The following is an 11,722-nucleotide window of genomic DNA, read 5'->3' as shown; positions in this document are numbered from 1 at the left end:
TGGCGCAAATACCCTTGCCGAAGGCGCGATTTTTCGCAGAAAAATCGCCTTTGCGGTCAGTTCGTCGAACTCAGCCCTTCCGGCTTGCCGACCACAACGAAATGTAATGCCTCAGCATTCAGCAACCGGGCTGCCACCCGGCTGACATCCTCCAGCGTCACCGCATTGATCATGTCATTGCGATGCACCAGATAATCCACGCCTTTCCCCTGCAACTGCATTCCGACCAGAATATCGGCAATATTGCCATTGCCATCGAACCGCAAAGGATAGGCGCCGGTCAGATAGGTCTTGACCGCCTCCAGTTCTGTCTCGGTAATGCCTTGGGCCTGCGCCTGTTGCCATTCGGCCCGGATCACCTCTATGGCTTCGGCGATCCGCCCATTGCCGGACGCAACCTGTCCCAGGATCAGCGCGGCATGATCCATCGGGTAAAGATAGGAATACACGCCATAGGTCAGGCCACGCTTTTCCCGCACTTCGCGCATCAGGCGCGACGAAAAGCCTCCCGATCCCAAAACAGCGTTCAGGACATAGGCGGCAAAGAAATCGGGGTTGTCCTGGTCGATGCCGGGCTGACCGAACACGGCCACCGATTGCGGGGTATCGAATGGCACCACCGTCACTCCGCCGTGCAACTGATAGTCAGCCGGGCCGGGCATCGCGGCGCCGGTCGCCGGCAATCCGGCGAAAAGACGATCCAGCAACTGGCCCAGATCATCGGCGGTTATGTCGCCAACCGCCGCGACATAAAGCCTGTCACGTGCAATCACACTATCCTTGGCGGAAAGTATGTCATCCCGCGTCAGCGCGGCCAGGCTATCAAGGGTGCCGTTTTCCGATGTGCCATATGGGTGGTCGCCAAAGGCCATGGCGTTGAATTTGCGCCCGGCGATCTTGCCGGGATCGGTGGCCTCGGAGCGGATCGCCATGGCGATCTGCCCGCGCACCCGTTCAATGGCATCGGGATCAAAACGCGGTGCCACCAGTGCCTGATGCAGAAGATCAATGGCGGCGTCACGGTTTTCGGTCAGAAATTTTGCTGAAACCGACAGCGCATCGTCGTTCACATCAAACCCGAAACTTGCTGCCAAAGCGTCGCGCGCGGTGGCGAATTCCCGCGCGTTCAGCGCGCCGGCCCCTTCTTCCAGCAACCCCGTCATCAGGTTGATTGCGCCACGCTTGCCGGGTGCATCCAGGCTGGCGCCGCCCTTGAACCTGATTTCAAGCGCGACAAACGGTATGTCATGGCTTTCGACCAGCCAGGCGTCGATGCCTGACGGCGAGCGGACCTGCTGCACATCCACCGCAGCTGCGGCAGGCAGGGCCAGGATCAAGGAAAACAGGCCTGCAAACACGAAACGCATCATTGGGTTACCTCGCTCGGGTCGGCGCGCATCAGCCAGCCGGTTACGGCGTTGCGCCTGTCCAGAATGTCGCGTGCGGCATCCATGACATCCTGCGGCGTGACATTTTCCAGCACCTGCGGCCAGGCTTCGATATCTTCAATTGAAAACCCCGAGGCAAGGGCCGCGCCATAGCGTTGCGCCAGCCCCTGAATATTGTCATCGGCATAGATATTGGCGGCGCGCAGCTGCATTTTCAGCGAATCGAACCGGGTCTGGTCGACACCGGTTTCCAGGAATTCGGCAACCGCGGCATCCATGGCGTCCTCGGCCTGCTGCAACGAAACGCCTTCGGCAGGGACCACGATCAGCCCAAAGGTCGTGTCGTCGATCGACATCCCGCTGTAATAGGATCCGGCATAAACCGCCGTATTGGTATCAAAGACCAGTTTTTCGCCCAGAACCGATGTCGCGCCATCCCCCCCCAGAAGCTTGGCCAGATAGGTCAGCGCCGCCGCACGGCTTTGATCGCCGGGATCGCGTTCCGGCGCCAGATAGGTGCGCATCACATAGGGCTGCGATACACGTGCATCCGACAGCGTCAGGCGGCGCTCGCCCAGTTGTGGCGGTTCTTGCGGTCGCTGGCGGGGCGTCAGCGCGGGGTTGGCCTTCAGCGGCCCATAATACTGTTGCGCCAGTTCGCGCACCTGGTCGGGTAACACGTCGCCTGCCACAACGAGGATCGCGTTATTGGGCGCATAATATCTGCGATACCACGCCAAGGCGTCATCGCGCGTCAGCCCCTCCATTTCGGCGCGCCATCCTATGATGGGCACCCCATAACGGCTGTTCAGATATTGCGCCGCCTGCCGCTGTTCGGCGAACAACGCGCCGGGATCATTGTCGGTGCGTTGGCTGCGCTCTTCCAGAATCACCTGCCGTTCGGTGACAACATCGGCCTCGGTCAATTGCAGGCCGGTCATCCGGTCGGCCTCAAGCGCCATCATCAGATCCAGCCGATCGGCGGCGACGCGCTGGAAATAAGCCGTGTAATCCCAAGTGGTAAAGGCATTGTCAGATCCGCCATTCGCCTCGACGATGCGCGACAGCTCGCCCGCCGGATAGGCATCGGTGCCCTTGAACATCAGATGTTCCAGAAAATGGGCAATGCCGGATTTTCCTGCCGGCTCGTCGGCGGATCCGGCCCTGTACCAGACCATGTGAACCACGACAGGCGCGCGATGATCCTCGATCACCACGACCTGCATGCCATTGTCCAGGGTGAATGTGGTCGCCTTGTCGGCATATGCCGGGGCCGAAAAAAGGGCCACAAGCGCAACGCAAAGCCCGACAAGACGCAACATCAACGACACCTCCGCCAAATCTCGGGTTTAACCTACGCTTAACCTCAGGTCGTTCAACCCCGCATACGCGGTCGTGAACAGCCGTCAGGGGGCGGGCGGTGGCGCGCCAACGGTGCGGATTCCGGCGGCACGCCAGCGATCCCATTCGGCGCGCTGATCCAGCGACTGCTTGCGATAGGCCGAATAATAAACCGATGTGCCGAACAGCCGTTCCAGAAGCCGGCCATGATTCTGCTGGCGATATCGCTGATCCTCGGCGGCCAGCGTCTGGCGGATATCAGCGCTGATGCCGAACCGGGTTGCCTGCGCCATCAGCGCAGGATCCCCGCCGGCGCCCACCCGCCCCGGCCTGCCACCCAGCGCAACAACGATATCCGTTTCAGGGTTCGGATCGGTGCGGTTGGTGCCGCCTGGTGTCGGCGGCGGCAAGGCTGCGACGTCTTGCGGCATTTCCAGCGGTTTGGTCGGCAGGATGGCGAATTCGTCGGGCGTGTTGCCACGGCGCAGGTTCATCAGCCCGCGGTCGCTGCCGCCACAGCCTGCCAGCACCAGACCGGACATCAGCCCGATCACGACTATTTTGCGTGCTGAACGCATGCTTGCACTCCTTCGCCCTTGCCGGGCCTGTTTAACCCAAGCGCCGCGATACGTCACGGGGTCTTGTCGCGCCCCGAGAACAGCACCACCCCCGCCGCCCCCGCAAAGATCGCCACATCGGCGATATTGAACGAAAACGGATTGGTGATGCCGCAACAGGACATGTTCAGAAAATCGGCGACCGCCCCCAGCAAGGCTCGGTCGATCGCGTTGCCCAATGCGCCCCCGGCCAGAATCCCCGCCGATATCATCACCACGGGCCGGTGCTGCCCCCGCGCCGCCCAGATGGTCAGCCCGGCCACGATCAAGACGGCAATACCCGCCAGCACCCACCGCATGATATCGGCATCATGCGAAAACAGGCCGAAATTGACACCCCTGTTCCACGCCATGCGGAAATTCAGGAAGGGCGGGATCACGTCCAGCGCCAGCCGCTGATGCAGGTTCAACCCGAACACGACCACATATTTGCTGATCTGATCAACCAGCAACGTCAGAACGGCGGCGATGACGAAACGGCGCATGCGGACCTCAGTGCCGGAAATGGCGCATGCCGGTGAACACCATCGCAAGACCGGCCTCGTCGGCGGCTGCAATGACCTCGGCATCGCGCACCGATCCGCCGGGCTGAATAACGGCGGTGGCCCCGGCCTCGGCTGCGGTCAGCAATCCATCGGCGAAGGGAAAGAATGCATCCGACGCCACGACACAGCCCCGGGTCAGCGGTTCGGCCAGGCCAAGCGCATCGGCCATGTCCTGGGCCTTGCGCGCGGCGATACGGGTGCTGTCGACGCGGCTCATCTGTCCCGCGCCCACGCCGACGGTGGCGCCATCCTTGACATAGACGATCGCGTTCGACTTCACGTGCTTGGCCACCTTCCAGGCAAACAGAAGGTCATCCAGTTCTGCCTGCGTCGGGCTGCGCTTGGTGACGACTTGAAGATCGGCGGGCAGCACCGCACCATTGTCCTTGTCCTGCACCAGAAACCCGCCGGCGACCTGACGAAAGGTCAGGATCGGCGCGACCGGATCGGGCAGGCCGTCGGTGGTCAGCAGGCGCAGGTTCTTCTTGGACGTAAATACGGCCTTGGCCGCGTCATCGGCCCCCGGTGCAATCACCACTTCGGTAAAGATGCCGGCGATCTCCTCGGCCGTGGCGGCGTCCAGCGGCTGGTTCAGGGCGATGATCCCGCCAAAGGCCGAAGTCTGATCGCACTGAAATGCGCGCTGATAGGCCTCTTTCAGGGTCTTGCCGGTGGCCACGCCGCAGGGATTGGCATGTTTGATGATCGCGCAGGCCGGGCCCTTGCCCGCAAATTCGGCGACCAGTTCAAACGCCGCATCAGTGTCGTTGATGTTGTTATAGGACAGCTGCTTGCCCTGCCATTGTCTGGCGGTGGCGACGCCGGGGCGCGCTGATCCATCGGTGTAAAAGGCGGCACACTGATGCGGGTTCTCGCCATAACGCAGGCTTTGCGCCAACGTGCCGGCAAAGGAGCGGCGGCGGGGGGTCGTCTCGCCGATGGCGGCCGCCATCCATGTGGACACTGCCGCATCATAGGCCGCCGTACGGGCATAAGCGATCTGTGCCTGTCGCTTGCGCCAGGCCAGGCTGGTGCGGTCGTCATTGGCATCAAGTTCCGCCAGCAGCGGATGATAATCCGCGACATCAACGATGACGGTGACAAATTCATGGTTCTTCGCCGCCGCCCGGATCATCGCTGGGCCGCCGATGTCGATATTTTCGATGCAATCGGCATAATCGCCGCCCTTTGCGACGGTTTCCTCGAACGGATAAAGGTTGACCACCAGCAGGTCGATCTCGGGGATCTTGTGCGCCTGCATCGCCGCCAGATGTTCCTGATCGTTGCGCAGCGCCAGCAACCCGCCATGCACTGCCGGATGCAGGGTCTTGACCCGGCCATCCATCATTTCCGGAAAGCCGGTGACATCGGCCACGTCACGCACGCTCAGCCCGGCTTCGCGCAGGGCCTTGGCGGTGCCGCCGGTTGACAACAGCTCGATCCCCCGCGCGTTCAGCGCGCGGGCGAATTCAACCAGCCCGGTCTTGTCGGAAACGGAGATCAGCGCGCGGCGGATGGGCACGAGGTCGGTCATTAGGCAATCCTGCTTTGGTTCAGTCACTGCCGGGGGTGTCGTCATCCTGCACCAGATCCCGGACGCCCTGCGGTGTATCCTGTGCCTTGGCCAGCGTCCAGTTGATCTGCGCCGCATAATCCAGAACCCGCGCCGACAGCACGATCTGCCGCGCCGCCCGCGGCTTCAACCGGCCCGATTCAAGGTAAACGCTAGGTTCCAGGCGCAATTCGGCATGGCCGTCATGGCGAAACACCCAGATCTCGCCGCTGCGCAGGGCCAGCGATATCGCGCTGCCCCCCATGTCAATCGCTGCATCCACATCGGGGTGCAGATGAAACCGCAGCGAATAGGGGATGCCGGCCAGCCTTGCCCGGTCCATCGCGGCGTCAAAGGCCTGGCGCTGGGGGGCGGTAAAGGCGCCCAGCGTGTCTTCGCCCACAAGCGATCTGCCATCGGCGGACAGGTCCAGCCTGCGGGCATGCACCAGCCCATGTGTCACAGCATAGCCGTTGTGCCAGGCGGTAAGGCTTTGCCCGCCAGGACCGGCACTATGCTCTAGCCCGACATCGTCAGGGATTTCAACAAGTGTTTCCTGCCCCACACCGCCCAGCCGCGATGACGAATAGCCATCGATTGACAGGGTCGAATGCGATTGCGTCGCCCGCCCGGCCCGGCGCCAATCCGCGCCGAAACTTGCACCTGAACCGCAACTGACAATGACCGGCCGCCGCCCCGAAGTCAGTTCAAACGCCAGGGTAGAGGCATGCGCCGCCACCGAAGCCGCCCCCGAAGGCGGGGCGCTGGCATCAACGATCACGCTGCTGCGCCCGTCCGACAGCCGGGCATAGCCCATGGCCAGCCCCGCGCGGCCGCCACCGCGCACACCAGAACTGGCCAGGGCCTGATCCAGCCTGCCTTCAGCCCCGCGCCCCCCGCCGTGAAAGCGCGCCAGTCCGCCATCGGAATGGCGCAGGGTGCGCAAGGTCGGAGCGATGCGTTCAATCGCGCCGACAATATCCGCGGGGGTCATCCGGCCGGCCCCCGACAGCGCGGCGGCGGCCCAGTTGAGCAGGGTGAATACTTCCAGCAATTCTTCTGGATTTCGGGTCGGGATGCCGCCCTGATCGTCGATCTGTCGGCGGCAGTCGCGGGCCAGCGCCTTGGCGGCCGGGGCCACATGCCGTTCCATCCCTGTCAGCGACAGCCCGGCATAGATCAGCCCGGTCAGCGCCTCGATGCGCGGCAGGCCGGGGGCGGCGCTGCGCCAGCGGCGCGACAAGAAATTGGTCTGCTGCGCCAGTGACCGGAAATACGCCTGCGAGGCCTGTTTCTGCTGCCCGTTCAGCAACAGGATCGCGTGATTGATCCAACGGATCAGCCGCCGTCCGGTCAGGTTCGGCGTCCAGCCCGGCCCGCGTCCGCGCCCGAAATGGGCAATCCATGCCATCGTCCAGCCTTGCGCATGTATCCGCGCCGCGCCATCCCCGACCGCAGCCAGATCATCCAGCCAGGTAAACCCGTGCAATGCCTGTTCGAAGGCGACCGATGGCATGGAAAGATCCCAGATATCTGTTCCGCTGGCCTCGACCAGCGCACCCGCAAACAGGAAATTTCCGCCGATCAACTGCCGGCCACGGGCGAATGAACCGATAGAGCGCGGCTCCGGTTGCGATGTAAACGCGGTGGCCGGACGCGCCAGGGTGCTCAGACGCGCATGCAAGATGTTCATCCAGCCGCTCTGCCCGGAGATCAGGGTTTCAAAAGGCGAACGGGCTGACATGGAAAAGGTTCTGCTCTTGTGGCGGGTGATCCTGCTCTTGGGCAACCATAACTCTCGACCCTGGAACTGTCACCGTGCAATACAAGCCCTCAGGCGGGTTTCCGCAGCATTGCAATATAGAATCCGTCCATGCCGCCGCGCCCGGACCAGAAATCGGGGCGCAGCCGCAAACCGCCAAGCGGATCGTGCCACGCGGGTTCGATCCAGGGCGCTGTGGCGGGTTCAACCGCCAGTCCCGGATGCCGTAATATGGCGGCCTGAACTTGCGCCTCGCCTTCTTCGGGCAACAGCGAGCAGGTGCAGAATACCAGCCGCCCGCCAGGTTTCAGCAACGCCAACGCCTTGTCGATCATCCCGGCCTGCAGGGCGAAAAGCGGCTTGATCTCGGCCGATGACCTTGCGAAAGGCAGATCGGGATGGCGGCGGATGGTGCCGGTCGCCGAACAGGGGGCATCCAGCAACACGGCATCAAACGGTGCATCCGGTTGCCAGGTCAGTGCATCGCCGATGACCAGCCGCGCCGAAAGATCGGTGCGCGCAAGGTTTTCCTCCAACCGGGCACTGCGCCGCGCCGACAGATCCAGCGCGGTGACATCTGCCCCCGCCGCCGCCAGTTGCATGGTCTTGCCGCCCGGCGCAGCGCATAGGTCCAGCACCCGTTCGCCCGGCAATGCCGCCAACAGCCGCGCCGGAATCGCGGCGGCGGCATCCTGAACCCACCACGCACCTTGGTCATAACCCGGCAGGGCCGATACCTGCACCGATCCGGTGATGCGAACGCTGCCGGTCGGCAGAACCATACCGCCCACCGCCCCCGCCAATGCGGCTGCGTCGCCATCTTTCGGGGTCAGATCCAGCGGGGCGCCCTTGGCATGGGCGGCCTCGATCGCCAGAACACCGGCGCGGCCATAGCGGCTTTCCAGTCGGCCACGCAACCATCCCGGCAGGCGCTGGGGCGGCAGGGCGGCCCAGGTCTCGGGTGGCGTTTCCGCCAGTTTGCGCAGGACGGCATTGGCCAGGCCGGTCGCATGCTGGGTTTTCTGCGCGCTGCGCAGAATGGCAACCGCGGCATTGACAACGCCATGCGGGGGCGCACCATCTTCCAGCATTTCGACCACCGCCAGCCGCAACACGTTGCGCACCGGCAGCGGTGGCGGGCGGCGCAACAAGGGGGTCAACAGGGCATCGGCACGCCCCATATGGCGCAGGCAGGACAGGGCCAGCCGTTGCGCACGGGCCCGTGCAGAAGGTTCCAACGCCACGAGCGGGCCGTCGTCACCTGTCAGATCGCCCATCTGACGATGGTCCTGAACCACCAGTGTCAGCAATTGCGCCGCAGCCCCCCGCGCCGGATCGAAACCCTCTGCCATCTGTCTTTTGTCCTTCCGACCTTGCCGCCCGCCGCACTGGCCGTATATCAAGGGCCATCGCCCCACAAGCAGGCAGACCAATGACCGACAAGCCCCATGACGACCTTCCACCCGCCGCCCGCCGCGCCCTGGCCGAGGCCGAGGAGCGGCGCAGGGCTGCTGCCAAGCTGACCCTTCCCAAGGAGCTTGGCGGGCGCGACGGACCTGAACCCGTGCGGTTCGGCGATTGGGAACGCAAGGGCATCGCGGTGGATTTCTGATCCGTCCTGTTTGCACTTTGCGTGGTGACAACGGGTATTTTTGCCAAGAATAAACCTGCATCTCATTGGTGCAAATACTCGCGCCGCAGGCAGCGGAGCCGCCTATGCAGCGACCTTCTGGCCTGGCGCGACATGCGCGCCTCGTATGAATTGCTCCAACTCAAATCCAGGGCTTCAGGGCGCGCGCAGTGCCAAGGGATGGGTGTCCTGGGGGGCTGGTCCGATAAGGCCGGGCAAACATTCGTATGTCAGGGCTGAACGGGCTCCGGCTCCATGCGGTTGACCTGTATTTCCTGTGCGATCATTGCGGCCCAATCGCCGACGATCGGGATGAAGTTGATCTGCGCCAGAAAATATGCGGCCACAGATACCAGGATCGTCGCGCCCACGACGGTGCCCAGCCCCACGGCCAGGCCACGCATGAAATTATACCCCATCATCCGCCACAGCGAATTCTGTACCCGCAAGAAACGGTGACCGTTGAGAAGCTCGACCTGGCGGCGCAAGGCCGCCAGTTCGGATTGCAAGGCATGGTCGGGGTCAGGCGGGGGTGTCACACGGTTACCTTTTCATATTGTTTGTATTCAACCTAGTCTTCTGTCCCCGTAACGCCAAGGGCCGCTCAGGCGGCCAGACCCATCTGTGTCGCAACGGTGCTTTGTGCGACCAGCGCAATGCGCGTCAGATCCAGCCCGCTGGTTCCGCTGATTTCAGCCAGAGGCAATCCGTCCATCAGCAGCACTATGCCGTCGGAATCCTGAGCCGATGGTTCCCATGACAGCAGGGGGTCGGGATGCACCGCGTCATCATACATGACGACCAGCGCATCTTCATCCGGGTCGAAATCGGCGATTCTGGACGGGCCCTGATCAATCCAGTCACCCAGGGTAAAGCTGTCGGCGCCCTCGCCGCCGCTTGCGAAGTCGCCCGTGCCCAATATCAGGATATCGTCACCGGTATCGCCATTCAGGTAATCGCCGTCGCCGTCGTCGGCAAATCCGTCCTCGTGCGGATTGACGCCCATGATCGTATCATTGCCCTGATTGCCATTCAGGATATCGGCACCGTCATTCCCGATGAGAACATCATCGCCCAGCCCACCGGCCAGCGCATCGTTGCCCGTGCCGCCTGACAGCCAGTCGGCACCATCCCCGCCAATCAGCCGGTCATCACCGGCGCCGCCGTCAAGGACATCATCACCGTCCTGGCCCAGCAGGGTATCGTCGCCTGCGCCGCCATGCAGTGTGTCATCGCCATAATCGCCGCGCAGATCGTCGGTACCATCCCCGCCCGACAGCCGGTCGTCGCCCGATGCGCCATCCAGCAGATCGTTCCCCGCGCCACCGATGATCGTATCGTTGCCCTGATCGCCATAGGCAACGTCATCCCCGGCGAAAGCCAGTATCGAATCCGCGCCCGGGCCGCCGCCAAGCGTGTCGTTGTCTTCGGTTCCCTCGATCTGATCGGTGTCTTCATCGTCGTTCTGATCTTCGGTCAGCTGGGGTTCTGCGACCAGGGCCGCAGACATCCCGACAACCAGAAGACCCAGCAAACTTGCCAAGCCCAGCATCACCATTACCCCGCTTCAACCGCACATCGGGCCAAGGGACCGAATGTGCACCACCATGGCCAGAATAGAGGGCTGGAGAAATTTAACCTATTGAAAAATATACAAATAGTTAACGGTCGGTTAATGGCGTCGTTATCGCCAGGGTTCGGGCTGACGTGTATAGGCGATATAAAGCGGATGGCTTGGATGCCCGGCCTGTGTCAACCCCAGGTGGAACAGCGGCAGGCCAGTATCACGCAGCATTGCGGCCACGGCCGGGCCACGATCCAGATGCGCGCCATGCGTGCCCCAGGCGCAGATAATCTGATCGGCCCAGGGGGCGCTTTCCAGTATTGCCGCGTCGTTTCCCGGGCCGACAGGATCGGCCGCCGCGCGCATCTTTTTGGGATCTGTATCGCGCCAGGCAAAGATATTGGTCACGCGAAACGCGCCGAAACCCAGCGCCCGGGCGCGGCGCTCGCAGCGTTCGACCGTCGGGTCGTTCTGGAGCTCGGTCGCGGTCGAGGGGTTCAGCATCACGAACAGCGCCTTTGCGCCGGCCGGATCCCATATGCGGGTCAGTGTATAGCGATACCTTTCGCAATCGGAATAGACGGCGGTCGAGGCGGCATCGCCTTTCAGATGGGTGCGGGTAATCATGACCCGGTTCTGACCCGAGACGCTGGGGCGCGCAAGGGCCGGGTGTTTCAACAGACCGGCAGGGGGTCAGATATTGAAGACCCGGCGGGGATGCAGTTCACCCGCCTTGTATATCCCGACCGCAACCGCCTGCCCGTTCAGCGAGGCCCAGGCCTCGTCGCCATATTCTGCGTCCGAGGTCAGAACCATGCCGGGATTGCCATTGCGCATCCGCGCTGCGCCTTCGGCGGTGCAGTGCAGTTCGGGCAGGTCGACCAGGCCCTGTTCCAGGGGCAGCAACAGCACGTCCAGATCCGGGCTGTGGGCCAGGGCTTCGACCTGATCCAGCGTCACGCCGTCTTCGGCGTCAAACGGTCCTGACCACAGGCGGCGCAATGCGCGCACATGGGCGTGACAGCCCAGCGCCTCGCCCAGATCGCGGGCGATGGCGCGCACATAGCCACCCTTGCCGCAGACCATATCCAGCACCACGTGATCGACATCGGATCGTTCGACGAATTCAAGGCTTTCCACGTAAAGCGGCCGCGCCGCGATGTCGAAATCCTCGTCGTCGCGTGCCAGTTTATAGGCGCGTTCGCCGTCGATCTTGACGGCGGAAAACTTGGGCGGCACCTGCATGATGTCGCCGGTAAAGCGGGGCAGTGCCGCCCTGATCTGGTCATCCGTGGGCCGGGTGTCGTTTTGGGCGGTCACTTC

At 63.2% G+C, this 11,722-nt stretch carries 12 protein-coding genes; 1 reads left to right on the top strand and 11 read right to left on the bottom strand.

The features are described from left to right. Window positions 1-56: 56 nt before the first annotated feature. The 7 genes from ACTCHC_RS04150 to ACTCHC_RS04120 all read right to left on the bottom strand — a co-directional run bounded on the left by ACTCHC_RS04150 (window position 57) and on the right by ACTCHC_RS04120 (window position 8,557). Complete coding sequence (locus tag ACTCHC_RS04150; protein ID WP_463021202.1) at window positions 57-1,367, bottom strand: M16 family metallopeptidase; 1,311 nt, start codon at window positions 1,365-1,367, stop codon at window positions 57-59. After that, window positions 1,367-2,710 carry a M16 family metallopeptidase gene (locus ACTCHC_RS04145; protein WP_463021243.1) on the bottom strand — a complete coding sequence of 448 codons (1,344 nt, stop codon included), beginning with the start codon at window positions 2,708-2,710 and terminating at the stop codon, window positions 1,367-1,369. The genes ACTCHC_RS04150 and ACTCHC_RS04145 overlap by 1 nt, the downstream gene beginning before the upstream one ends. An 84-nt stretch (window positions 2,711-2,794) precedes the next feature. Further along, window positions 2,795-3,307: a DUF3035 domain-containing protein gene (locus ACTCHC_RS04140; protein WP_463021200.1), complete on the bottom strand. Its 513-nt coding sequence runs from the start codon at window positions 3,305-3,307 to the stop codon at window positions 2,795-2,797. Between the two features lie 53 nt (window positions 3,308-3,360). Beyond that, window positions 3,361-3,831 carry a signal peptidase II gene (lspA, locus tag ACTCHC_RS04135; protein ID WP_463021199.1) on the bottom strand — a complete coding sequence of 157 codons (471 nt, stop codon included), beginning with the start codon at window positions 3,829-3,831 and terminating at the stop codon, window positions 3,361-3,363. Window positions 3,832-3,838: 7 nt separating this feature from the next. Continuing rightward, window positions 3,839-5,425 (bottom strand): bifunctional phosphoribosylaminoimidazolecarboxamide formyltransferase/IMP cyclohydrolase, encoded by a 1,587-nt coding sequence (purH, locus tag ACTCHC_RS04130; protein ID WP_463021198.1) that lies wholly within the window; start codon window positions 5,423-5,425, stop codon window positions 3,839-3,841. A 19-nt stretch (window positions 5,426-5,444) separates the two neighbouring features. After that, the gene (locus tag ACTCHC_RS04125; protein WP_463021196.1) at window positions 5,445-7,136 is read right to left on the bottom strand and encodes a heparinase II/III family protein; all 1,692 of its coding nucleotides are present in this window, start codon (window positions 7,134-7,136) and stop codon (window positions 5,445-5,447) included. A gap of 140 nt (window positions 7,137-7,276) precedes the next feature. Continuing rightward, window positions 7,277-8,557 (bottom strand): RsmB/NOP family class I SAM-dependent RNA methyltransferase, encoded by a 1,281-nt coding sequence (locus tag ACTCHC_RS04120; protein ID WP_463021195.1) that lies wholly within the window; start codon window positions 8,555-8,557, stop codon window positions 7,277-7,279. A gap of 80 nt (window positions 8,558-8,637) precedes the next feature. Here ACTCHC_RS04120 and ACTCHC_RS04115 point away from each other — a divergent pair, with 80 nt between their 5' ends. Then, on the top strand, window positions 8,638-8,817 hold the full coding sequence (locus ACTCHC_RS04115) for a DUF1674 domain-containing protein (protein ID WP_463021194.1): 180 nt from the start codon (window positions 8,638-8,640) through the stop codon (window positions 8,815-8,817). A gap of 248 nt (window positions 8,818-9,065) precedes the next feature. Here the strand turns inward: ACTCHC_RS04115 and ACTCHC_RS04110 are convergent, their stop codons facing one another. The 4 genes from ACTCHC_RS04110 to ACTCHC_RS04095 form a co-directional block, all read right to left on the bottom strand. Continuing rightward, window positions 9,066-9,374, bottom strand: coding sequence for a DUF5665 domain-containing protein (locus tag ACTCHC_RS04110; RefSeq protein ID WP_463021192.1), 309 nt, complete (start codon window positions 9,372-9,374; stop codon window positions 9,066-9,068). Window positions 9,375-9,439: 65 nt separating this feature from the next. Continuing rightward, a complete protein-coding gene (locus ACTCHC_RS04105; protein WP_463021191.1) occupies window positions 9,440-10,387 on the bottom strand; it encodes a calcium-binding protein in 948 nt (315 codons plus the stop codon). A gap of 132 nt (window positions 10,388-10,519) precedes the next feature. Further along, a complete protein-coding gene (locus ACTCHC_RS04100; protein WP_463021190.1) occupies window positions 10,520-11,026 on the bottom strand; it encodes a DUF1643 domain-containing protein in 507 nt (168 codons plus the stop codon). Between the two features lie 66 nt (window positions 11,027-11,092). Next, window positions 11,093-11,722 (bottom strand): tRNA pseudouridine synthase B (locus ACTCHC_RS04095; protein ID WP_463021189.1); only part of this gene is annotated, 630 nt, incomplete at its 5' end.

This window comes from Actibacterium sp. (assembly GCF_055134745.1).
Note: the sequence above shows the minus strand (reverse complement) of the source record. Positions and strands in the feature narration are given on the sequence as shown.